The following is a 23,907-nucleotide window of genomic DNA, read 5'->3' as shown; positions in this document are numbered from 1 at the left end:
AATCGTCAGAAGTGCAGCCAGTCTTACTGGTTGCGGACCGGGATGTTCATGTCCTCGATCTTGAGTTCGCGAACCAGCTCCGGAATGCCCCACTCGACATCCGGATCGACCTTGATCTTGAAGTGGTACATCGACTGCAGGGCCTGGTGGTCCTCGGCGCGGAACATCATCTTGCCCTTCGGCGTATCGAACTCCATGCCTTCCATGGCCGTGATCAGCTCTTCGGTATCGGTGGACCCGGCCCTGCGGATCGCCTCGACGATGGCGATGCCCGCAGACATGCCGCCGGCGGTGAAGAAGTCGGGCGGCGCATCGAAGCGCTTCTGGTGCTCGGCAACCAGCCAGTCGTTCACCGGGTTCTTCGGGATCTCGTAGTAGTAGTAGGTCGCGCCTTCCATGCCGGGCAGCTCCTTGTAGGCCTTCATGGCCGCCAGGATGTTGCCGCCGGTCGCGATCTCGACGCCGAACCGTTCCGGCTCCATCGCCTTGATCTTGCTGATCGGGTTACCGCCGCCGGCCCAGATCACGAACAGGAACTTGCGGCCCGGCTCGTCCTTGAGGGCATCAAAGACGCGCTGCGCATTGGCGGTAAAGTCCTTGGTGTCGGTCGGCGCGTATTCCTCGAAGACCAGCTTGGCACCGGTGCCTTCGAGCGCTTCCTTGAAGGCGGCGACGCCGTCACGGCCAAAGGCATAATCCTGGGCGAGCGTCGCGATGGAAACGCCTTCCTGGCCGAGCGCGACCGCATTGGAAATCGCGTCCTGGGACGAGTTGCGCGAAGTGCGGAAGATGTAGCGGTTCCAGTTTTCACCGGTGATCGAGTCGGCCACGGCCGGCTCCACGATCAAGAGCTTTTCATATTCCTCGGCGACGGGAAGCATGGCCAGCGCCACGCCGGAGGACACCGGACCGACCGCGATGTCGACCTCGTCATCGCCATAGGCCTCGGCCAGCGCCGCCTTGCCGATGTCGGGTTTCAGCTGGGTGTCCTTCTCGATGACCACCAGCTTGCGGCCGTCGACTTCCATGGTGCCGTCGGTGGCATATTCCAGACCCATCATCAGCCCGGTATGCGACTGTTTCGCATAGGCCTCGAACGGTCCGGTCTTGCCGTAGACATGGGCGATCTTGATGTCCTCGGCCAGGGCGCCCGTGGTGCCTGCCGCCGCGATGCTCAGGCCGGCCAGAACCGGCAGCGCCCAGCGGAATACGCGTTTCGTCATGAATTCTCCTCCCGTTGCGCGCAAGGCCGGCGTCCCGCCCGTGCCGCTCCCACAGCCCGAACAACGCCAATTTGCCGCCTGACGCTGCAATATATGACACATGAATCAGTATTCATGTCAAGGAAGAAAGCTCAGGGGATGCGCGGGGGATTTGATCGGGGCGACGGCGCATTTGCCGCCGGCTGTGAGCGGCGAGACTGAGCCAGGCGGCGGGTTCGCCACTGCGCATCGAACCTATAACGCACTTCAGCTGTCACATGATGACAGAGGGCTTACAACCCTCGCAAGCACCAACTCATGTTCTGGAAAACGAGTGCCTCTGCCGCCTTTGCGGACAAGCGCAGCTCGCTGAATCAGCAGCAGGAATAGGGAAAGACCTGACCACGCACACCATCTGTCATCTCCGCGAAAGCGCACAGGTGTCCGGGATTTTAGGGGTGAGTCAAAGTGCACGGCAGACATTTCCTGCGATTGAGGTCAAAAATCTTGTCGCCAAACTTGATTTTTGGAGGCCTGCCGTGCCGTTTATTCGTACCGCCTTTCACCGCGTTTTGGAACCGCTCGACCGTCGTGTGGTCAACCGTGTGGTGAGCGAGCACAAGGGCAACCACGGTGTTGGCGAGGGAGACGGGGCCTGGACCTGCCAGCGCCATCTCAAGGCCCTGCTGTTCGCCCAACTGGCCGGCCTTTCCAGCCTGCGCGAGATCGAGCAGGCCCTGGCGGCCCGGCCGGAGGCGCTCTACCACCTGGGGCTGAGAGTTCCCGGCAAGTCGACGCTGTCGGACGCCAACGCCGCCCGCCCGGCGGCGGTCTTCCGCGATCTGGCCGGCCACCTGATGAGCGACGTGACCCGCAGGCTGCGCCAGGAAGGCAAGGGCCTGATCGAGCTGATAGACGCCTCGCCGATCCCACTGCGCGATGCCCGCTTCGCTTGGCCGGAGGCCGACAGCCGGGTGCGCGGCCTCAAGCTCTACGTTCACTATGACCCCGAGACGAAGCATCCGACCTGCTTCGACCTGACCTCGCCCCAGGTCAGTGACACGACCCTTGCCCGCGCCATCACCATCACGCCGGGGGCGACTTATGTGTTCGACAAAGGGTTTGCCGACTATTCCTGGTGGTTTGGCCTCCATCAGGCCGGTGCCATCTTCGTCACCCGCCTGAAGAAGAACGCCCGCCGGCGCGAGGTCAGCGCGAACACGGACCAGCTCGAAGCCCCCATCCTCGCCGACAACAGTCTCAAGGTCGGTCACAAGAAGCCCCGTGGCGGGGCGGACAACCCGCTCTTCGGCACAACTTTGCGCGAGATCCTGGTCGAGCGCGAGAACAAGGAGCCTCTGCGGCTGGTCACCAACGACATGGAGCGCTCGGCCGAGGACATCGCCCAACTCTACAAGAAGCGCTGGCAGATCGAGCTGTTCTTCAAGTGGATCAAGCAGAACCTCAAGATCAAGACCTTCCTCGGACGCTCCGAAAATGCCGTCAGGATCCAGCTCTATGTCGCCCTCATCGCCTTCCTCCTGCTCAGGCTGCTGAAGGACACCTGTGCCAAGGCACACAAAGGCACCCTCAAGGATCTCATGGCACGATTGAAAGTCGCCCTCTTCAACCCCCTTGACCTCTCCGCGCGTCAAAAGCCCAAACCAAGACCTCCGCGCCTCAGACCACCAAAACCCCAGCTGGAGTTGCAACTCGCATGAAAACCGACTGCGCGACAAAAATCCCGGACAGCTGTGCGCGAAAGCGGAGACCCAGGAAGCCTCATCGACAGCTGCTTTGCGCAACAGCTTTCACCCGGGCGTCCCGGATCCCGGGTCTGCGCTACGCTCCGCCCGGGATGACAATCAGAGGGTTTTGCGTTTTTCACCGTCATTCCGGACAAGCACAGCATTTGCTGTGCGCCGATCCGGAATCCAGCGCATCAGTGTGAGCGCAAGCGAACTCTATTCGATTATACGAGGACGCGTCTTTGGCGCGAAATATATCTGGGTTCCGGACCTGGCCATGCAGCTAAGCTGCAGACCGTCCGGAATGACGGCCTGCCTAATGTTTCTTACCGCAGCCGCTGTTCGCTCTTCGCATCGAAGAACAGCGCCGAGGCCGGGTCGAAGCTGATGGAGACCGTACCGTCGGAGACCGGAGCGTCCTCGCCCTTGGTTTCCACGATCACGCGTTCCCCGGTCGGGCAGACGAGATAGGAATAGGCGACGCCGCCGAGCTGTTCGCACAGGTCCACACTGGCGCCTTCGCTTGCAGGGGTAACCTCAAGATGCTGCGGGCGCAGGCCGACCAGCACCTTCTCGCCCTTGGCTGGCAGGGTCACGGAGGTCGGCACGGAGATACCGCCAAAGGCTGCAATCGTGACCGCGCCGTCACCGGCAATGCCTTCAACGAAATTCATGCTCGGACTGCCGATGAAGCCGGCGACGAACTTGTTGTCCGGGTCGGAATAGAGCTGCATCGGCGAACCGACCTGCTCGATATTGCCGCCGCGCAGCACCACGATCTTGTCGGCGAGCGTCATCGCCTCGACCTGGTCGTGGGTGACGTAGATCATGGTCGCGCCGATATCCTTGTGCAGGCGGGCAATCTCGACGCGCATGTCGACGCGCAGCTCCGCATCGAGGTTCGACAGCGGCTCGTCGAACAGGAACACTTCCGGTCCGCGCACGATGGCCCGGCCGATGGCGACGCGCTGGCGCTGGCCGCCCGAAAGCGCCTTGGGCTTGCGCTTGAGATAGGGATCGAGCTTGAGGATCCGGCTGGCCTCGGCGACCTTTTCCTGGATTTCGGCCTTGGGATGCCCGTTCATCTTCAGGCCGAAGCCCATGTTTTCCTCGACCGACATATGCGGATAAAGCGCATAGGTCTGGAAGACCATGGCAACGCCGCGTTCCGCCGGATCGGTTCTGGTGACGTCCCGGCCACCGATCCGGATCTTCCCGGCAGTGGTTTCCTCAAGGCCCGCAATCATGCGCAAAAGCGTGGACTTGCCGCAGCCGGACGGACCGACAAAGACACAGAACTCGCCGTCCTCGATCTCAAGATCCACCCCGTGAATGACTTCCAGATCACCATATTTTTTGACGGCTTTTGTCAGTGTGACGCCAGACATGAAACTCTCTCTCCCAGGAAGTGCTGTTCGGGTTCAGGCGGGGAACTGCCAGTCCTCGACCGCCGCGGCAATCTTGGAGGCGGTGTCGAGCAGAACCGGACGGATTTCCATCAGCTGTTCCAGGCTCTTGCGCTGTGTGGATGTGGTGACGGACAGCGCCCCGATGGGCCTGGCCTTTGAATTCAGGATCGGCGCGGCGATGCAGATGATCCCGGGCTCGTGCTCCTCGCGGTCGAAGGCAACGCCTTCCTGCCGGATCTTGTCCAGATCGGCGCGCAGCGCGGCCTCGGTGCTGAGCGTTGCGGGCGTATAGGCGTAGAAGGACTGCTTTTGCAGCACGTGGTCGAGTTCGGCCGGCTCCAGGAAGGCCATCAGCGCCTTGCCAACACCGGTGCAATAGGCGGGACCGACCTTGCCGGCCTGCGAGAACATGTCGATGGCATTCATCGGATTGCGCTTGTCGACATAGAGAACCTGGCCGCTGTCGAGCTGCGCCAGGTGCACGGTCTCGCCGGCCGCTTCCGACAGCGCGCTGACAAACGGACGCGCGATCGGCGCGATCGAGCTTTGACGCCAGGCCGCGTGCGCGAGACGCACCAGGCGGATGCCGAGCGAATAGGTCTGCTGGGTGTCGTCATAGGCCAGCATGCCCTGGCTCACCAGGGTCTGCAGCAACCGGTAGAGCGTCGCCTTGGGATGGGTGCTGTCGGCCAGCAATTCCGAAAAGCGCACCGGCCGGCCGACGGCCGCCACCTTGTCCAGGATTTCCAGGGCCTTGCCGACCGTGCCGTCGCCCGTCGTCGAGCCCGCCTGCTTGTTCATGCCTTCCTCCTTCGGCCCGTTTCTTCTCGCCGGCCCTGTTGACAACCTACCCCGTTCGCATCAAAGTATCAATATACGAAATCAAGTTTCACATAATGGAACCAAAAGGGAGGACACCATGCGTTCCATGCTGAAAACGTCCGTAGCGGCATTTGCCATGTTGGCAGCCGCGATGGGCGCAGCTTCCGCTGACGGCCTGACAGGCAATCTGAAAATCTTCCTCGACACGTCGAACCCGGCGCCGCGCGCGACCATGGAAGAGATGATCGCCCAGTTTCAGGAAAAGAACCCGGACTTGGCCATCGAGACCACGGTGATCGACCGGGAAGCCTACAAGACCCAGATCCGCAACTTCCTGACGGCCAACGCGCCGGATGTTGCCACCTGGTATGCGGCGAACCGCATGCGTCCCTACGTGGAAGCCGGCCTGTTTGAAGACGTGTCCGACCTGTGGAACGGCACCGAACTCGGCGAGAACCTGGCCTCGACGAAAGGTGCGATGACCATCGACGGCAAGCAGTGGGGCGTGCCTTACACCTACTATCAGTGGGGCGTTTACTACCGGAAGGACATCTTCGACGAGCTCGGCCTGTCTGAGCCCGCCACCTGGGAAGAGGAAAAGGCCAACTGCCAGAAGATCATCGATGCCGGCAAGAAGTGCTACACGATCGGCACCAAGTTCCTCTGGACCGCCGGCGGCTGGTTCGACTACCTGAACATGCGCACCAACGGCTTCGACTTCCACATGGACCTGCTCACGGGCAAGGCGAAGTGGACGTCCGACGAGGTCAAGCAGACCTTCGCCAACTGGCGTGAGCTGATCGACATGGGCGCTTTCATCGACAACCACCAGACCTATTCCTGGCAGGAAGCCCTGCCGTTCATGGTCAAGGGCGATGCCGCCGCCTACCTGATGGGCAACTTCGCCGTCGCACCGCTGCGCGAGGCGGGCCTCTCCGACGACCAGATCGATTTCTACCAGTTCGTGGAAATCAACCCGGACGTCGAACTGGCGGAAGATGCTCCGACCGACACGTTCCACATTCCCTCGAATGCCGAGAACAAGGAAAACGCCCGCGAATTCCTGAAATTCGTGGCCTCCGCCGATGTCCAGACCTGGATCAACGACGGCAAGCATCTCGGCCAGCTTCCGGTCAACTCCAAGTCCTCCGTGGACAAGGACAAGTTCCTGGAGCAGGGCTTCGAAATGCTGTCCTCGAACTCCCCGGGCGGCGTCGCCCAGTTCTTCGACCGCGACGCGCCGGCTGAAATGGCCAAGGTCGCGATGGAAGGCCTGCAGGAGTTCATGGTCAAGCCGGACAACCTGGACAGGATCCTGGCCCGCCTGGATCGCGCCCAGGAGCGCATCTACAAGTAGGCACCGCCTTGCGAAACCGGACGGGGGGCTCCGCTCCCCGTCTTCGTTCCTTTGTCCGCCGTCGCGCAACCCTTCGCGCCCGAGAGTTCAAAAATGGCCCAAGCGTCCGTCACCGAGGCCCGCCAGAGTTCCTGGTGGCATCGCAACCAGCAGCAGCTGACCCCCTGGCTGTTCCTGGCGCCGGGGATCCTGTTCTTCCTGTTTTACGTGATCTTCCCGATCTTCCAGTCGTTCAACCTGTCGCTCTACGAATGGGACGGGCTGGGCCAGGCGGAATATGTCGGCCTCTACAATTACGAGGAACTCTACTGGGACGACGCGTTCTATACCTCGCTGAAGAACAACGTCATCTGGCTGCTGCTCTACCTGGCCGCCATTCCCGCCGGGCTTTTCATCGCGCTGTTCCTGAACCAGACCGTCGTCGGCATCCGGCTCTACAAGTCGCTGTTCTTCTTTCCCTTCGTGATCTCCCAGGTGGTCGTCGGGCTTGTTTTCACCTGGTTCTATGACCCGACCTTCGGCATTCTCAACGTGCTGCTCGGTGCCGTCGGCCTGCCGCCGATGAACGTGCTCGGCGACGAGAACTGGGTCACCGTCGGCATCATCGTTGCCGGCCTCTGGCCGCAGACCGCCTATTGCATGATCCTCTATCTCACCGGCCTCAACGCCGTCGATCCGGAGCAGATCGAGGCCGGGCGCCTCGACGGCGCCAAGGGCTGGCGCATGCTCTGGTACATCATCGTGCCGCAGCTGCGCCCGGCCACGTTCATCGCCTTTGTCGTCACCATCATCGGCGCGCTGCGCTCCTTCGACCTGATCTCGGTGATGACCAATGGCGGTCCCTTCGGCGCCAGCCGCGTGCTCTCGTTCTACATGTTCGAGGTCGCGCTGTCCGAATACGGCTTCCGCATGGGATATGGCGCCGCGATCGCGGTCGTCCTGTTCCTGATCATGCTGGCCTTCATCGCCTACTTCCTGTGGTCGATGTACAAAGAAGAAAAGGCGCGCTGAGATGTTTCCGACACCGATCGAACGCACCTCCCGCTCCTGGCAGGTCACCTACCAGGCCCTGCTGCCGCTGGCGCTGATCCTGTGGCTGCTGCCGCTGATCGCGGTCGCGATCTTTTCCGTCAAGCCGGACGCGGATTTCGCCAACGCCAACTACTGGGGCTGGCCGTCCTCCTTTGAAGGCTTCACAAACTACGCGCTGGTCTTCACCGGCTCGGACATGCCGCAATACCTCCTGAACTCGTTCAAGATCACCATTCCGACCGTGATCGGCGCGGTGGCCCTGTCCTGCATGACCGGCTTTGCCCTTGGCATCTACAAGTTCAGGGCCAATATCTGGATCTTCTTCATGTTCGTGGCCGGCAATTTCGTGCCGTTCCAGATCCTGATGGTGCCCGTGCGCGACCTCACCCTGCAGATGGGTCTCTACAACACCATCACCGGTCTGGTTCTGTTCCACATCGCCTTCCAGACAGGGTTCTGCACCCTGTTCATGCGCAACTTCATCCGCGCGCTGCCCTTCGAGCTGATCGAGGCCGCGCGCGTCGAAGGCATCGCGGAGTGGAAGATCTTCTGGTACGTCGTGCTGCCGCTCATGAAGCCCGCGATCGCCGCCCTTTCCGTGCTGATCTTCACCTTCATCTGGAACGATTATTTCTGGGCCGTGGTGCTGACCCAGGGCGTCGAGAGCCAGCCGGTAACTGCCGGCATCACCTCCTTCAACGCCCAGTACCGCGCCGCCTATCACCTGATGAGCGCCGGCTCGATCGTTGCCGCGCTGCCGCCCGTCGCCATGTTCTTCCTGATGCAGCGGCACTTCATCGCCGGCCTGACCCTCGGAGCGGTGAAGTGATCAGGCATTGGCATCTTGGCGATGACAGGCAAAGTCTTGTCCTTGCCAGCTTCGACAACCGGTTGCCGGAAACCGTCTACTGGGGCCCCGCGCTCCCCGAGGGCGAGTCCCTTGAGACGCTTTCGGCGGTTTCCCGCATGGATGTCACCGGCGGCATGGTCGATGAAAACGCCGCCGTCAGCCTGTGTCCGGAAGCCTCGCAGACCTTCCCCGGCCAGGCCGGTCTGACCGCCCGGAGCCGGGACGGCAGCCCGCTTGCCCCGGCGTTCCGGTACGAAAGCGAAGCGGCCTCCGAGCATGGTCTGACACTGGTCTTTGCCGACACGGCTCTCGACCTGACCCTCGTCTTCGATCTGGCGCTGACACCGGACACCTCGCTGCTGAAGCTGCAGACACGGCTTGAAAGCGCGGATGTCATCCAGGTCGACTGGCTGGCCGCGCCCGTGTTGCCCGTTCCGGCGCACACCAACGAGATGATCGAGTTTTCCGGCCGCTGGTGCGCCGAATTCCTGACCAACCGCCTGCCCTTCGCGCCGGGTGCGCGCGTGCGCGACAACCGTACCGGCCGCACGGACCATGCCCATTTCCCGGGCCTGATCGTCTGCAACAAGGCCACCACCAACACAGCTGGCGAGGCCTTCGCCTTCCACTATGGCTGGTCCGGCGGCCACAGGATGGTGGCCGAGGAACTCGCCGACGGCCGCCGTCACATCCAGTTCGGTCATGCCTCCGCTTCACAGGCAGCGGGCCGTCATTTCGTCACCGCGCCGCTTTATGCCACCTACGCGCCGGGCGGCTTCAACGGCACGGCCGTGCGCTTCCAGCGGCACCTGCGCGACCATATCGTCACGGGTGCCCGGACGCCCCGCCCCGTCCACTACAATTGCTGGGAAGCGGTCTATTTCGATCACAAGCTCGACGAGCTGAAAGCCATCGCCTCCCGGGCAGCCGAGCTCGGCGCCGAGCGTTTCGTCCTCGACGACGGCTGGTTCGGCCGCCGCGACGATGACACCTCGTCCCTCGGCGACTGGATCATCGACGCGCGGAAATATCCGGACGGGCTGACCCCGCTGATCAGCCACGTCAACGCGCTCGGCCTGGAATTCGGCATCTGGTTCGAACCGGAAATGATCAACGAGGACAGCGACCTCTACAGAGCCCATCCCGACTGGGTGCTCGGTCCAACCGACCAGATCCGCGGTCGCCAGCAGCTGGTGCTCGACATGGCCCGCGAAGACGTCCGCGCCTATCTCTACGACCAGATTGCCGAGGTGCTGAAAAACAACGACATCGGCTACATCAAGTGGGATCACAACCGGGTGCTGCCCGTGGTCGAGGCGGCGCAGACCGACGGCGTCTACCAGTTCCTGGACCGGCTGCGCACCGATTTTCCGCATGTCGAAATCGAGAGTTGCTCCTCGGGCGGCGGCCGCATCGATTTCGGCATCCTGGAGCGCACCCAGCGGGTCTGGCTGTCGGACAGCAACGACGCGCTGGAACGTCAGCGTATCCAGCACGATGCCGCCCTGTTCCTGCCCGCTTCCGTCACCGGATCCCATGTCGGCCCGCGCCATTGCCACACCTCGGGCCGGACGCTGGACATGCGCTTGCGCGCCTGGACCGCGGCGCAACGGCACATGGGCTTCGAGATGGACCCGCGCGAGCTGACCGACGACGAAGCGGCGACCTTGCGCAAGGTGACGGGCTGGTGGAAGGACAATCGCAACTGGATGATGCACACCGATATCCTCAGGCTCGACAGCCCGGACCCGGCAATCATCGCCGAACAGCAGCTCGCCGGAGATGGCGGCCGTTTCGTGGTCTTTGCGGCCCTGACACGCCCTTCCGACCAGATCCTTCCTCACCCCATCCGGCTGACAGGTCTGGACCCGGCATCCATTTACAGGCTAACACTGGCCAATCGGGACGAAGCACCCCGCCTCTCGCGGGGAATGCCACTCCTCAAAACCCAGGACCTTCAGGCCAGCGGACAATATCTCATGTCCCACGGCGTCACCTTGCCCTGGCGGTTTCCGGAAACCGTCTTCGTGCTTGAGGGCCGGCGCATTTGAGGAACGCCCCTCAAACGAGAATATACTCGGCTCGCGCCGACCAGCGACTTAAGGAAGTGCCATGTACGCGACGTATCCGGATCTCGAAAACGCCTCGGTCTTCATCACCGGTGGGGGCTCCGGCATTGGCGCGGCCCTGACCGAAGGCTTCCTGGCCCAGGGCGCAAGGGTCGCCTTTGTCCAGAGATCCGACGCGACCGCCTTCTGTGACGAGATGGAACAAAAACACGGCCGCCGCCCGCTGTTCCTGCCCTGTGACGTTACCGACGTGAGCGCCCTCAAGGGCGCCATGGACAAGGCCGCCGAGGCCCATGGCACCATCACCGTGCTGGTCAACAACGCCGCCAACGACCAGCGCCACGCCACGGAAGACGTCGACGAGGCATTCTGGGACTGGTCCCAGGCAATCAACCTGAAGGCCTATTTCTTCGCCTGTCAGCATGTCATTGCCGGCATGCGTGCCAATGGCGGCGGCGCGATCGTCAATTTCACCTCGATTTCCTACATGATGGGCAATGCCGGCTACGCCGCCTACACGACCGCCAATTCCGGCATCAACGGCCTGACGCGCAGTCTTGCCCGCGAATTCGGTCCGGAAGGTATCCGCGTCAACGCCATCGCTCCGGGCTGGGTCCTGACCCAGAAACAGAAGGACATGTGGGTGACGCCGGAAGGCCTTGCCGCCCATATCGACCGGCAGTGCCTTAAAGTGGAACTCGTGCCGGAAGACATGGTCGACCCGGTCCTGTTCCTCGCCTCCAGGGCCAGCAAGGCGATGACCGGCCAGTCCCTGGTGGTCGATGGCGGTGTCGTGGTGACGGGATGACAAACGAGACCGACATTGCCTGGATCGCGGCGGATTGGGGAACAACCAATCTGCGCGTCTGGGCGCTGGACATCACCGGCCGGACGCTGGCCCACCGCCAGTCCGACAAAGGCATGGGCAAGCTTGCCCGCGAGAACTTCGAACCCGCTCTGCTGGACCTCGTCTCGGACCTGCTTCCGGCGGGCCGCATTGTGCCGGTCATCATCTGCGGCATGGCCGGTTCACGCCAGGGCTGGGCGGAAGCCCCCTACATGACGACGCCTTGCGCCCCGCCCTCGGCGGAAGATGCGACGCGCGTGGCAACATCCGACACCCGGCTCGATGTCCGCATCCTGCCGGGGATCAAGCAGATGTCACCGCCCGATGTCATGCGCGGCGAGGAGACCCAGATCGCCGGCTTCCTGGCCGGCAATCCGGGGTATTCCGGCACGCTCTGCCTGCCCGGCACGCACACGAAATGGGTCGCCCTGAAGGACGGCCGTGTTGAACGCTTCCAGACCTTCATGACGGGAGAAAGCTTCGCGCTTTATTCTGGTCAATCCGTGCTGCGGCATGGGCTCTCCGCCGACAAGCTGGACGAGACCGCCTTCAGGACGGCCGTGACCCGCCTGCTCGACACGCCGACGCGTTTTGCCGCGGAACTGTTTGCCGTGCGCGCCGCCGGACTGATCGCCTGCCAGACGCCCGAGCAGGCCGGCGGGCGGCTTTCGGGCATCCTGATCGGCGCAGAACTCGCCGCCGTACGGGATGCATTTGACCTCTCCGACGTGGTGCTGCTCGGCAGCCACGGCATCGCCAGAAGCTACCGGACGGCTCTTGAGTGCCTTGGTCGCGACGCCAGGCTGCTCGACGCCGAAACCATCACCCTCGAGGGCCTTGCCCTTGCCTATTCCAGCCTGTCGAAGGTGCCTTCATGAGCCGCAACCTGATTGCCATTCTCCGGGGCCTGAGCCCGGCGGAGGCACTGCCCGTTACCGAATGCCTGATCGAGGCCGGCATCACCCGCATCGAGGTACCGCTCAATTCGCCTGACCCGCTGACCAGCATCAAGGCGATGGCAGAGGCTTTTTCGGCGCGGGCCGAGATCGGCGCCGGCACGGTCCTCGACCCCGAGCAGGTCACCGCCGTGAAGACCGCCGGCGGTACGCTGGTCGTCTCACCCGACTGCAATCCCGATGTCATCCGCGCGACGAAAATCTGCGGCATGTCCTCCTTCCCGGGCGTGATGACACCGACGGAATGTTTCACGGCCCTGCGCAACGGCGCAGACGGACTGAAGTTCTTTCCCGCCTCGCTGATCGGGCCGGATGGCCTGAAGGCGATGCTCGCGGTGCTTCCGAAAGGCACGGAAACCTATGCGGTCGGCGGGGCCGGGCCGGACAATTTCAGCGACTGGATCAAGGTTGGCGCGACCGGCTTCGGCATCGGCACGGCGCTCTTCAAGCCGGGCTTTTCCGTGGCCGAGATCCGGGAGCGCGCAGACAAGATCGTTTCCGCCTACGACGCGGCAGTTTCCGAGGACAGGTGAACGCATGAGCACTCATTTTGACGACCGCCAGTGCACTCTTGGGGAAGGCCCGCTGTGGCATCCCGAACGCCGGCAGCTGTTCTGGTTCGACATCCTGAACCGGCAGCTTCTCAGCCGTGACAACGGTTCGCCGCGCTGCTGGCAGTTCGACGAATATGTGTCGGCCGCCGGCTGGGTGAGCCGGTCCGAACTGCTGATTGCCAGTCAGAGCAAGCTGTTCCTGTTCGACCTGGAGACGGAAAGCGCCCGCAAGCTCTGCGACCTGGAAGCGGACAATCCGGTGACCCGCTCCAATGACGGCCGCGCCGACCCGCAGGGCGGCTTCTGGATCGGCACGATGGGCATCAACGCGGAGCCGGGTGCCGGCGCCATCTACCGCTATTACAAGGGCGAGCTGCGCAAGCTCTTCGGCGACATTACCATTTCGAATGCCATCTGCTTTGCGCCGGACGGCAAGACCGCCTGTTTTTCCGACACGGCCACCCAGACGATCCGGAAAGTCGCGCTGGATGCCGACGGCTGGCCCCGCGGCGCGCCCGAGCTGTTCGTGGACCTCGGCCCGGAGGACCTCAATCCGGACGGAGCCGTCTTCGACAGCGAAGGCTTTCTGTGGAACGCCCAGTGGGGCGCCAACCGGGTGGCCCGCTATGATCCCAACGGCGTCTTTGTCGAGGAAGTCTCGTTTCCGGCCAAACAGGTCTCCTGCCCGGCTTTCGGCGGCGCTGACGGGCAAACACTTTTTGCCACCACGGCCGCCGAAGGCCTCGAGGGCGAGGACGAAGGCAAAACCTATTTTGCCCCGGTCGGCGTGCGCGGCCAGACCGAACACCGGGTCGTGCTGTAAGATCGGTGAAGTCCAACCGCCCGTCACGTGAGCCGGTTGGGAACAAGTCGCGAATACATGCGTCGCACCTTGCTCCCCTCTCCCCCCTTGAGGGGGAGATGTCCGGGAACCGGACAGAGGGGGTGGCAGCTTCACCGCGAATGCCGGCGGTGCTGAATTTGCCGAAAGGCTGTTCCCCCCTCTGTCAGCTGAAGCTGACATCTCCCCCTCAAGAGGGGAGAGGGGAACAAGCTTGAAGGCCATCACAACAAAACACAAACCTCTAATTGAATGAGGTCAGTCATGAAACGCACCCTTGGCACCTGCTATTACCCGGAACACTGGCCCGAGGAGATCTGGGAGGCCGATGCGCGCCGGATGGCCGAGGCCGGCCTGACCTGGATCCGGATCGGCGAGTTTGCCTGGTCGCGGCTGGAACCCAGGCCCGGCGACCTGCAATTTGACTGGCTCGACCGGGCCATCGAGACCCTCGGGCAGGCTGGCCTCAAGGTGGTTCTGGGCACGCCGACGGCAACCCCGCCCCGCTGGATGATCGACCGGCACCCGGACATGCTCGCGGTCGATGCCAGCGGCCATCCGCGCAAGTTCGGCTCGCGCCGCCACTACTGTTTTTCCCATGAAGGCTACAAGCAGGAAAGCGACCGGATCGTGAAGCTGATCGCCGGGCGCTACGGCAACAACCCGCACGTGGCCGCCTGGCAGACCGACAACGAATATGGCTGCCACGACACGATCCTCTCCTATTCGGATGCCGCCCGCGACGCCTTCCGGCGCTGGCTGAAGGATCGCTACGGATCCATCGAGGCGCTCAACCGTGCCTGGGGCAATGTCTTCTGGTCGATGGATTACGCCTCCTTCGACGAGATCGACCTGCCCAACCTGACGGTGACCGAGCCGAATCCGTCGCACACGCTCGCCTTCCGCCGGTTTTCCTCCGACCAGGTCGTCGTCTTCAACAAGCGCCAGGTCGACATCATCCGCGCGCATTCCGATGCTCCGATCAGCCACAACTACATGGGCCGGGTCACCGACTTCGACCATTTCAAGGTCGGCGACGATCTCGACATCGCCACATGGGACAGCTATCCGCTCGGCTTTCTGGGAGATCGGGTTGGTGCCGACGATGAGGCGAAACGCGCGTTCATGCGCCAGGGCGATCCGGACTTCCAGGCCTTCCATCACGATCTCTACCGGGCCGTCGGCAGGGGACGCTGGTGGGTGATGGAACAGCAGCCCGGCCCGGTGAACTGGGCGCCTCACAACCCGGCGCCCCTTCCCGGCATGATGCGGCTCTGGGCCTGGGAAGCCTATGCCCATGGCGCGGAGGCCGTCTGCTATTTCCGCTGGCGCCAGGCGCCCTTCGCCCAGGAACAGATGCATGCCGGCATGCTGCGCCCGGACAATGCCGATGCACCGGCGCTGATCGAGGCCCGGCGCGTGGCCGACGAGCTGCGGAATGCCCCGGACGTCTCCGCACCGCAGGCACCCGTCGCGCTGGTCTTCGACTATGACGCCGACTTTGCCTGGACCACCCAGCCCCACGGGGCGGAGCTCAGCTATTTCCAGCTCGTGTTCGACACCTACAAGGCCCTGCGCAAGCTGGGTGTGTCCGTCGACATCGTGCGCGGCGAAACCCGTGACTTCTCCGGCTACAGGATCGTCGCCGCGCCGGGGCTCATCTACATGCCGCAGGACCTGAAACAGGTTCTCGCCGATGCGGACGCCCTCGTGGTCCTTGGCCCGCGCACCGCCGCCCGCAACGCGGACATGGTCATTCCCGTGCCGCTTCCCCCGGACGTGCCGGGGCTGGAAGTGACCGTCGCACGTGTTGAAAGCGTCCGGCCCGACATGCCCATGCCAATGACAGGTGGTGGTGCCTTCGCGGGCTACCGCGAGGAACTTGAAACGGCTGCCGACGTGGTGCTGGAACTGGAGGACGGCCAGCCGGCGGTCGTCCGTCAGGAACACCTGACCTATGTCGGCGGCTGGGGCGACGCCACTGCCTTGCAACGGATCTACCAGCCTCTCTGCGAGCAAGCGGGCATTGCCACGCTCGAGCTCTCAGGTGGCATCCGCTGCCGCGACACCGGCGGCCTCCGGATCTGGACCAACTACGGAGCGGAAGCTGCCGAGACACCTGCGGGGCGGATCGAGGCTGCCGGGGTGCTTTTCGAGAAGCTGTAAAGGCACATGCTCATACACCGCTTCCCGGAATACAGCGTCGTCCTGAGGAGGGCCGGCGGGCCCGTCTCGAAGGATCCGCAACCGCACTCCGGAGCAAGTCGCCGATCCTTCGAGACGCCGCTGACGCGGCTCCTCAGGATGACGTTTTTGAGTGGGCGAGTCAGGCAAAAATCTGCAAACGCTGCCCTCCCAGATGGTCATCACGGGCGCAACGCAGCGGGGACCCGGGACCCAAAACCTTCGGGCGCTAGTAACCACCGTGCACAGCATCGAACAATGAAAATTCCGGGGTCCCCGTGTGCGCGGGGATAAAAGCAGAAGGCACGGTACCTCCCAGAATTCAGCGTCGTCCTGAGGAGGGCCGGCAGGCCCGTCTCGAAGGATCCGCAACCGCACTCCGGAGCAAGTCGCGATCCTTCGAGACGCGGCTGAAGCGGCTCCTCAGGATGACGTTTTGGGTAGGGCAAGTCAGGCTGAATTTTCCATGCGCCGCGTCCCCTCGATTGTCATCCCGGGCGGAGCAAAGCCAAGACCCGGGACCCAGGACTCCCGGGCGCGAGTAAACGGGCACAGCGTAGGACGATGAAGGCGTCCGGGTCGCCGCTTTCGCTGGGATGACAGCAGGCACAAGTGGAGGTTTCCTAGGCCGTCTCGCCGTCCACCAATTGCCGGATGATCGACGCATAATTCTCCGCGCCCTGCGCGCCCGTGATCAGGTGGCGGCGTTCGAAGATCACGGCGGGAACGCCGTGAATGCCGTTCTGGGTCCAGAAGGCTTCTTCCTGGCGGATCGCATCGGCATAACGCCCGTCCTCCAGAACCTTCAAGGCCTCGGCCCGGTCGAGGCCGATACTCTCGGCGACGTCGGCCAGCACCTCGTGGTCGTTGAGATCCTTGCCGTCACGGAAATAGGCCCGGAACAGGGCCATCTTCAGCGGGTGTTCCTTGCCTTCGGGGCCGGCCCAATGGATCAGCTGGTGCGCCTTGAACGTGTTGACCATGCGCATGTCTTCGGTGAAGCGGAAGTCGAAGCCGAGATCCGCGCCGATCGCCGTCAGCTTGTCGCGCGCGGCCTGGGACTGTTCGGCGGTCGAGCCGTATTTGCGCATGATGTGCTCGCGCAGGTTCTCGCCGCCTTCTTCCATCTCGGGGTTGAGCTCGAACGGATGCCACTTGATCGCCGCCGAGACACCGGTCTCGCCGATCGCCTGTTCCAGCTGCTTAAAGCCAACGATGCACCAGGGACAGACAACATCGGAAACGATGTCGATCTGCAGTACATTCTCGTCGAGGCTCTGGGTATCTTGAGACGTCATGAAAATCCCTTGTCTCCTGCCAGCACCTTGGGCGCTGGAACCGGTATCCTGTCTTGTCTTCCCATATAGGGACCGGTGACCACAGGGAAAAGGCTCCGGTTACCGTCAGGCAACCCGAAAGTTGCCCCATGACAGACGAACGACTGGCATCCCAACAACGGCAAGAATCCCGGCCTGAGGATGCTGCATCAGCCGACCTTCACCCGTTGTCCGCTCTCGCCGCTCTCGGCGATTGCATGGATCACCGCCTCGAAGTGCAGCGCCTCCCTGAAGGACGGCACCGCCTGGCGGTCCTCGGAGATCGCCGTCAGAAACGCGTGCACCTCGATCACCTTCAGGTCGTTGAAGCCGAGTTGATGCCCGGCCGCAGGCACGAACTGGCCATAAGGCGGATGGGCCGGACCGGTGAGCAAGGTCTTGAAGCCCTGTTCGGCCAGCGGGCCGCGGTTCTGGTAAAGCCGGAGCTCGTTCATGCGTTCCTGGTCGAAGGTGATCATGCCTTCCGTGCCGTGAACCTCGAAGCCGATGTAACTCTTGCGCCCCCAGGCGCTGCGCGAGGTCGAGATCACGCCATGCACACCGCTCTCGAAGGTGAGGAGGGCCGAGGCAATGTCCTCGTTCTCCACCGGCCGGCGCTCACTTGACCCCTCGCCCATCGGCCTGGTCTCGTGCACGGTTTTCGTTTCCGCGATCAGGCTCTCCACCGGACCGACCATGGCGGTTGCCAGTGACACGAGGTGGCAACCGAGATCGCCAAGCGTGCCGAGACCGGCATCGGCCTTGGTCGCCCGCCAGGTCCAGGCGAGCTCCGGGTCGGCCTGGTAGTCCTCGTCGACCGTGCCGCGGAAATGCACGATCCGGCCGATCGCGCCGTCGGCGATCAGCTTGCGCGCATGGGCGATCGCCGGATTGTGCAGGTAATTGTAGCCGACAATGGTCTTCGCACCGGTTTTCTCCGCAACGCTGAGCATGTCGCGCGCGTCGTCCAGGGTCAGCGCCATCGGTTTTTCCAGATGCACATGCTTGCCGGCTTCGAGCGCCGCCAATGCCATCTCCCGGTGCACCTTGTTCGGCGTGGTAATGCAGACAATATCGACCTTCGGATCGCTGATCAGGTCCTTCCAGTCGCTGGTTCCGCGGGCAAAACCGAACTGGTCGGCAAAGGCGTCGGCCTTGTCGTCGGGCACATCGCACAGCACCTCCAGCCGAGTCGCCGGAACATCGCCGAACACGGCCCTGACCGAGCCATAGGCCAGCGCGTGGCACTTGCCCATGAAACCGGTGCCGATCAGTCCAATGCCGAGGCTATCCATGTCCCGGTCCTCCCGAATGGTTTATCAAGGTCGCTGTGCGCTTCTAACGCACAGGTGCGCTGTTCCTTCAGCCGATGCGAGCGGATTCGCCTGGTCCCGCATCTCTTCGATCTTGTTCTATTCTCATCCCGTGGTGTGACCATGGGATCCATGCCGTTGCGCTTCCAGTTGCACGACCTTGCCTGTGGCAAGGTCACGGCATGGATGACCGGGTCGAGCCCGGTCATGACGGAGATAGGGGTACTGAGTTTTTCTCAGACCTCGTCCATACCGACGGCGCGGCGTTCGGCAACCGACTTCAGCGCGGCTTCCGCCAGCGCCAGCGCCTTCAGGCCATCCTCGCCGCTCGGCGACGGTGCGGTGCCGTTTTCGATCGCCGCGACAAAAGCCGTGATTTCTGCGGCATAGGCCTCGGTGTAGCGGGTCATGAAGAAGTCGTGCAGCGGCGGGCGCACATAGCCCTCTTCCGTCGCGACCTCGATCGACACGGCACGCTGGTTTTCCGCACTGACAACGCCTTTCGAGCCATGCACCTCGATGCGCTGGTCATAGCCGTAGGTGGCCCGGCGCGAGTTGGAGATCGTGCATTGCTTGCCGGATGCCGTCGTCAGCACCACCGAGGCGCTGTCGTAATCGCCGAGCTTGCCGATCTCCGGATCGACCAGGACCGAGGCCGTGGCGTAAACCGTGGTGATTTCCTCACCCAGCAGGAACCGCGCCATGTCGAAGTCATGAATGGTCATGTCGCGAAAGATACCGCCGGAAACCTGGATATAGGACGGTGGCGGCGCACCCGGGTCGCGCGAGGTGATCTGGACCATCTCGACATCGCCGATCCGGCCGGCGTCGATGGCTTCGCGCACGGCCTTGAAATGCGGATCGAAGCGGCGGTTGAAGCCGAGCATCAGCGTCGCGCCGAGCTCCTCGACCGTCTTGAGGCAGGTCTTGACGCGTTCCAGCGACAGGTCGACCGGTTTCTCGCAGAAAACGGCCTTGCCGGCGCGGGCGAACTGTTCGATCAGGTCCGCATGGGTGTCCGTCGGCGTGCAGATGATCACCGCGTCGACATCGTCCGCCGCGGCGATCTCGTCGATGGTGCTGACCCGGGCGCCATAGGCATCGGCAATCGCCTCGGCGGCCTCCGGAAAGGCGTCGGCAACGGCAACGAGCTGCGCGCCGGGCGCGGCACCGATGGCCTTGGCGTGAACCTTGCCGATGCGTCCGGCCCCGAGCAGGGCGACTTTGACGGCCATGATGTTTCCTCCCGGATGGCGCTGCGGCGAAGCGGGTCGAAGCACCGCTTGCCAATTTAGAATAAAAATTCCAAAATCACTTTCAACTGAATGTGTCAAGCCGGAAAAGAAGAAACACATGACCGAAGTTGAACCGGACCAGGCCCCGCCAGCCGTCGCTCCCGACACCATCGACGCCTTTTTCAGCCGCCTGGGGTCCACGGCGGACCGCCTTCCCAAGCGGCTGAAGCAATTCGCCGATTTCATCGCCGCCAACCCGGATCGGGTGGCTGTTTCAACGGTGGCCGAACTGGCCGACGGCGCCGATGTCCAGCCATCCGCCGTGATGCGTTTCTGCCAGGAAATGGGATTTTCCGGCTATTCGCAAATGCAGAAGCTGTTCCGGACCGGTTATGCCCAGAAATGGCCGGATTACGCCACCCGCCTCGCCAAACTTCGTGAACACGGTGCCGAATCCCCGTCCGCGCTGCTGGCGGAATTTGTCGAGGTCGGCCGGAGTTCGCTGGAAAACCTTTTGACGACCGTCGACCCGACCGCCCTGCAACAGGCCGTCGACGTGCTTGCCCGGGCCGAAACCATCCACATGATCGGCTTCAGGAGGGCTTTCCCCGTCACCTCTTACCTCGCCTATGCCTTTGAAAAAATGGACGTTCCCGCTGTCCTTCATTCCGGCATCGCCAATATCAACATGGAGCACCTGATCCGGCCGAACGATGCGGTGATCGCAGTCACCTTCGCGCCCTACACGGAAATGACCATCGACATGGCGACCAAGGCCCGGGCCACCGGCGCCGACATTGTCGCCATCACCGATGTGGTTACCAGTCCGCTTGCCCGGCTCAAAGCGATCCAGTTGCTGGTCTCCGAACTGGATGTCGGCGCTTTCCGCGCGCTGTCCGCCAGCCTGTCCCTCGCCATTGCCCTGGCCGTTTCCGTGGGCGCGCAGCGCAACCGCATCTGAACAATTTGGAAAAAATCTATTGCAACTTTTTCAAAATGGAATTTATATTCCAAACGCGGTTTCCGACATCTCGGCGCCGACATGACTTCTGATGACGCGGGCGGGACATCTGCAAGGCCCGCGGGTTAACGTTCTGGGAGGAACACCATGAAGAAGACACTTATCGCAATGGCGGCTGCCGCCGTTGCCTTCACCGGCCTGAGCGCTCCGGCATCCGCCGACGGCGAGCGCTTCGTGCTGGTCAGCCATGCCCCGGACAGCGACAGCTGGTGGAACACGATCAAGAACGCGATCTCGGTTGCCGGCGACCAGATGGGCGTCGAGGTGGAATACCGCAATCCGCCGACGGGTGACCTGGCCGACATGGCCCGCATCATCGAGCAGGCCTCCGCCTCCAATCCGGACGGCATCATCGCCACCATCGCCGATTTCGATGTTCTTTCGGGCCCGCTCTCCAACGCGGTCGCCAAGGGCATTCCGGTGATCACCATCAACTCCGGCACCCAGGAGCAGTCCAAGCAGCTCGGTGCGCTGATGCATGTCGGCCAGCCGGAATATGATGCGGGCAAGGGCGCCGGCGAAAAGGCCAAGGCCGCCGGCGTGACCAATTTCCTGTGTGTGAACCACTACATCACCAACCCGGCCTCCGTTGAGCGCTGCCAGGGCTATGCCGACGCGCTTGGTGTCGAACTTGGCGGCCAGATGATCGACAGCGGCCAGGACCCGCAGGAAATCAAGTCCAAGGTCATGGCCTATCTGCAGGGCAACCCGGACACCAACGGCGTGCTCACGCTCGGCCCGACCTCCGCACACCCGACCCTCGCCGCCCTGGACGAGATGGGCAAGTCCGGCGCTGTTCACTTCGGCACATTCGACCTTTCCGGTGAAATCGCCGAAGCGATCAAGTCCGACGTGATCGCCTTTGCCATCGACCAGCAGCCTTACCTGCAGGGCTACCTGCCGGTGGTGATCCTGACGAACCTTGCCCGTTACGGCGTGGTTCCGGGCAACTCCATCAACTCCGGCCCGGGTTTCGTCACCAAGGCGAACATCGCTCTCGTTGAAAAATACGCAGGCGAATACCGCTAAGGGGCTGGAGCAGCCCCTATCAGACAGCCCGTCGCGGCACCCGGGAGAGGCGGCTTTCCGCCTCTCCCCTTTGAGAAATCAGGCGCTCCCGGGTGTTGAGCGCATCAATCGGACATTTTCTGCGGCCGGGCCGCAGGGAAGCTGCAAGAGCTTCAAAAGCGGCCGGCCACACCGGCACGCAGGAGGAAATCCATGGCTGACACACAAGCCACAGCCGCCCCTCAGAAAGACGAACGCGTCCGCGAGATGTCGGCCGCGCGCAAGGCGCTGATCCGTCCGGAACTGGGCGCAATCTGCGGCGCGATCCTCGTCTTCATGTTCTTCGTCGGCATTGCGGGCGACAGCGGCATGTTCGCGCCGGAAGGCATCATCAACTGGGGTACGGTCGCCGCACAATTCGCCATCATCGCCGTCGGTGCCTGCCTCCTGATGATTGCCGGCGAATTCGACCTCTCTGTCGGCTCCATGATCGGCTTTTCCGGGGTGATCATCGCACTGATGACTGTGCAATGGGGCTTTCCGGCCTGGTTCGGCATCCTGGTGGCCTTCGCCCTGGCGCTCTCGATTGGCGCACTCAACGGCTACCTCGTGATCAAGACCGGCCTGCCCTCCTTCATTGTCACCCTCGCGTTTCTCTACATCCTGCGCGGCCTGACGATCTTCATTTCCATCGCCACCACCCGCAAGACCATCATCGGCGGCGTCCGCGAGGCCGCCGAGGGCGATCCGCTCGCGTGGCTGTTCGGTGGCAAGGTGTTTTCCGGCCTGTTTGTCTGGCTTGCCGATCTCGGCATTGTCGGCAAGTTCGTTGCCGGTCCCAAGGCCGGCCAGCCGGTCGTCGAAGGCATCCCGATGCTGATGATCTGGGCGATCGTGCTGATCGTCATCGGCCACATCCTTCTGACCCGTACCCGGTTCGGCAACTGGATCTTCGCCTCCGGCGGTGATGCCCAGGCGGCCCGCTATGTCGGTGTGCCGGTCAACCGGGTCAAGATCCTGATGTTCATGTTCTCCGCCTTCTGCGCCACGATCTTCGCCACCTGCCAGGTGATGGAATTCGGCTCCGCAGCGGCTGACCGCGGCCTCCTGAAGGAATTCGAGGCGATCATTTCGGTGGTCATCGGCGGCGCGCTCCTGACCGGCGGCTACGGCTCGGTCATCGGCGCGGCCCTCGGCGCCCTGATCTTCGGTGTCGTCCAGCAGGGCCTGTTCTTTGCCGGCGTGGAAAGTTCACTCTTCCGGGTCTTCCTCGGCGTGATCCTGCTGCTCGCCGTGATCCTCAACACCTATATCCGCCGCATGATCACGGGGGAGCGCTGACATGTCCGATACCAACACAGCCGCACTCATCGAACTCGTCGACATCGAAAAGCATTTCGGCCCGGTGATCGCGCTCAACGGCGTCTCCGTCTCCGTCAAGGCGGGCGAATGCCATTGCCTTCTCGGCGACAACGGCGCCGGCAAGTCCACCTTCATCAAGACCATGTCGGGCGTGCACAAGCAGACCGCCGGCAAGATCCTGATGGACGGCAAGGAAGTCAGTTTCAGCTCGCCGCGCGCGGCCATGGAAGCCGGCATTGCCACGGTCTACCAGGACCTCGCCATGATCCCGCTGATGTCGGTGACGCGGAACTTCTGGATGGGCCGCGAGCCGCAAAAACGGGTCGGCCCGTTCAAGTTCTTCGATTTTTCTGAGGCAAACGAGGTCACCATGGCGGAGATGGCCAAGATGGGCATTCACCTCAGGTCCCCCGATCAGGCGGTCGGCACGCTGTCGGGCGGCGAACGCCAGACCGTGGCGATTTCCCGGGCGGTCTATTTCGGCGCCAAGGTCCTGATCCTGGACGAGCCCACTTCCGCGCTCGGTGTGCGCCAGACCTCCAACGTTCTGGCGACCATCGACAAGGTGCGCAAGAAAGGCATTGGCGTCGTCTTCATCACCCACAACGTGCGCCACGCAATGGCCGTCGGCGACCGGTTCACGGTTTTGAACCGTGGCAAAACGCTTGGCACGGCCGCGCGCGGCGAGATCAAGGCCGAGGAGCTCCAGGACCTGATGGCCGGCGGGCAGGACCTGGCCGAGCTGGAAGGATCCCTGGGCGGCACTATCTGACGGCGCGGA

General features: G+C 63.1%; 20 protein-coding genes. 14 read left to right on the top strand and 6 right to left on the bottom strand.

The window, feature by feature from the left end; translation table 11 throughout:
• Positions 1 to 23 precede the first annotated feature (23 nt).
• The gene (locus O6760_RS12670; RefSeq protein ID WP_269585720.1) at positions 24 to 1,223 is read right to left on the bottom strand and encodes a substrate-binding domain-containing protein; all 1,200 of its coding nucleotides are present in this window, start codon (positions 1,221 to 1,223) and stop codon (positions 24 to 26) included.
• A gap of 518 nt (positions 1,224 to 1,741) precedes the next feature.
• On the opposite strand from O6760_RS12670, the gene O6760_RS12665 reads away from it, so the two are divergent.
• The gene (locus O6760_RS12665) at positions 1,742 to 2,923 is read left to right on the top strand and encodes an IS4 family transposase (RefSeq protein ID WP_269585719.1); all 1,182 of its coding nucleotides are present in this window, start codon (positions 1,742 to 1,744) and stop codon (positions 2,921 to 2,923) included.
• 353 nt (positions 2,924 to 3,276) lie between these two features.
• Here the strand turns inward: O6760_RS12665 and O6760_RS12660 are convergent, their stop codons facing one another.
• Both O6760_RS12660 and O6760_RS12655 read right to left on the bottom strand, forming a co-directional pair.
• Positions 3,277 to 4,338: an ABC transporter ATP-binding protein gene (locus O6760_RS12660; RefSeq protein ID WP_269585718.1), complete on the bottom strand. Its 1,062-nt coding sequence runs from the start codon at positions 4,336 to 4,338 to the stop codon at positions 3,277 to 3,279.
• Positions 4,339 to 4,371: 33 nt separating this feature from the next.
• Positions 4,372 to 5,160 carry an IclR family transcriptional regulator gene (locus O6760_RS12655; RefSeq protein ID WP_269585717.1) on the bottom strand — a complete coding sequence of 263 codons (789 nt, stop codon included), beginning with the start codon at positions 5,158 to 5,160 and terminating at the stop codon, positions 4,372 to 4,374.
• A 118-nt stretch (positions 5,161 to 5,278) separates the two neighbouring features.
• Here O6760_RS12655 and O6760_RS12650 point away from each other — a divergent pair, with 118 nt between their 5' ends.
• From O6760_RS12650 to O6760_RS12610, 9 genes are all read left to right on the top strand, one after another.
• Entirely contained in the window at positions 5,279 to 6,538 is a 1,260-nt protein-coding gene (locus tag O6760_RS12650; RefSeq protein ID WP_269585716.1) for an ABC transporter substrate-binding protein, read from the top strand.
• 93 nt (positions 6,539 to 6,631) lie between these two features.
• Positions 6,632 to 7,549, top strand: coding sequence for a carbohydrate ABC transporter permease (locus tag O6760_RS12645; RefSeq protein WP_269585715.1), 918 nt, complete (start codon positions 6,632 to 6,634; stop codon positions 7,547 to 7,549).
• A 1-nt stretch (position 7,550) separates the two neighbouring features.
• Positions 7,551 to 8,399, top strand: coding sequence for a carbohydrate ABC transporter permease (locus O6760_RS12640; protein ID WP_269585714.1), 849 nt, complete (start codon positions 7,551 to 7,553; stop codon positions 8,397 to 8,399).
• The gene (locus tag O6760_RS12635; RefSeq protein ID WP_269585713.1) at positions 8,396 to 10,471 is read left to right on the top strand and encodes an alpha-galactosidase; all 2,076 of its coding nucleotides are present in this window, start codon (positions 8,396 to 8,398) and stop codon (positions 10,469 to 10,471) included. Before O6760_RS12640 ends, O6760_RS12635 begins: the two co-directional genes overlap by 4 nt.
• A gap of 61 nt (positions 10,472 to 10,532) precedes the next feature.
• Complete coding sequence (locus O6760_RS12630) at positions 10,533 to 11,297, top strand: SDR family NAD(P)-dependent oxidoreductase (RefSeq protein ID WP_269585712.1); 765 nt, start codon at positions 10,533 to 10,535, stop codon at positions 11,295 to 11,297.
• Complete coding sequence (locus tag O6760_RS12625) at positions 11,294 to 12,214, top strand: 2-dehydro-3-deoxygalactonokinase (RefSeq protein ID WP_269585711.1); 921 nt, start codon at positions 11,294 to 11,296, stop codon at positions 12,212 to 12,214. The genes O6760_RS12630 and O6760_RS12625 overlap by 4 nt, the downstream gene beginning before the upstream one ends.
• The gene (locus O6760_RS12620; RefSeq protein ID WP_269585710.1) at positions 12,211 to 12,825 is read left to right on the top strand and encodes a 2-dehydro-3-deoxy-6-phosphogalactonate aldolase; all 615 of its coding nucleotides are present in this window, start codon (positions 12,211 to 12,213) and stop codon (positions 12,823 to 12,825) included. The genes O6760_RS12625 and O6760_RS12620 overlap by 4 nt, the downstream gene beginning before the upstream one ends.
• A 4-nt stretch (positions 12,826 to 12,829) precedes the next feature.
• Complete coding sequence (locus O6760_RS12615) at positions 12,830 to 13,669, top strand: SMP-30/gluconolactonase/LRE family protein (protein ID WP_269585709.1); 840 nt, start codon at positions 12,830 to 12,832, stop codon at positions 13,667 to 13,669.
• A gap of 282 nt (positions 13,670 to 13,951) precedes the next feature.
• Entirely contained in the window at positions 13,952 to 15,853 is a 1,902-nt protein-coding gene (locus tag O6760_RS12610) for a beta-galactosidase (protein ID WP_269585708.1), read from the top strand.
• Positions 15,854 to 16,494: 641 nt separating this feature from the next.
• Here O6760_RS12610 and O6760_RS12605 read toward each other — a convergent pair.
• The 3 genes from O6760_RS12605 to iolG all read right to left on the bottom strand — a co-directional run bounded on the left by O6760_RS12605 (position 16,495) and on the right by iolG (position 19,735).
• Entirely contained in the window at positions 16,495 to 17,169 is a 675-nt protein-coding gene (locus tag O6760_RS12605; protein ID WP_269585707.1) for a DsbA family oxidoreductase, read from the bottom strand.
• 188 nt (positions 17,170 to 17,357) lie between these two features.
• Positions 17,358 to 18,482 (bottom strand): Gfo/Idh/MocA family protein, encoded by a 1,125-nt coding sequence (locus O6760_RS12600; protein ID WP_269585706.1) that lies wholly within the window; start codon positions 18,480 to 18,482, stop codon positions 17,358 to 17,360.
• Between the two features lie 254 nt (positions 18,483 to 18,736).
• The gene (gene iolG, locus O6760_RS12595; RefSeq protein ID WP_269585705.1) at positions 18,737 to 19,735 is read right to left on the bottom strand and encodes an inositol 2-dehydrogenase; all 999 of its coding nucleotides are present in this window, start codon (positions 19,733 to 19,735) and stop codon (positions 18,737 to 18,739) included.
• A gap of 118 nt (positions 19,736 to 19,853) precedes the next feature.
• Between iolG and O6760_RS12590 the strand changes: the two genes are divergently transcribed.
• From O6760_RS12590 to O6760_RS12575, 4 genes are all read left to right on the top strand, one after another.
• A complete protein-coding gene (locus O6760_RS12590) occupies positions 19,854 to 20,696 on the top strand; it encodes a MurR/RpiR family transcriptional regulator (RefSeq protein ID WP_269585704.1) in 843 nt (280 codons plus the stop codon).
• A 147-nt stretch (positions 20,697 to 20,843) separates the two neighbouring features.
• Positions 20,844 to 21,785, top strand: a complete 942-nt coding sequence (locus O6760_RS12585) for a sugar ABC transporter substrate-binding protein (protein WP_269585703.1) — start codon at positions 20,844 to 20,846, stop codon at positions 21,783 to 21,785.
• 192 nt (positions 21,786 to 21,977) lie between these two features.
• Entirely contained in the window at positions 21,978 to 23,105 is a 1,128-nt protein-coding gene (locus O6760_RS12580; RefSeq protein WP_269585702.1) for an ABC transporter permease, read from the top strand.
• A gap of 1 nt (position 23,106) precedes the next feature.
• The gene (locus O6760_RS12575; RefSeq protein WP_269585701.1) at positions 23,107 to 23,898 is read left to right on the top strand and encodes an ATP-binding cassette domain-containing protein; all 792 of its coding nucleotides are present in this window, start codon (positions 23,107 to 23,109) and stop codon (positions 23,896 to 23,898) included.
• The last annotated feature ends 9 nt before the right edge of the window (positions 23,899 to 23,907 follow it).

This window comes from Roseibium sp. Sym1, assembly GCF_027359675.1.
GTDB lineage: Bacteria > Pseudomonadota > Alphaproteobacteria > Rhizobiales > Stappiaceae > Roseibium.
Note: the sequence above shows the minus strand (reverse complement) of the source record. Positions and strands in the feature narration are given on the sequence as shown.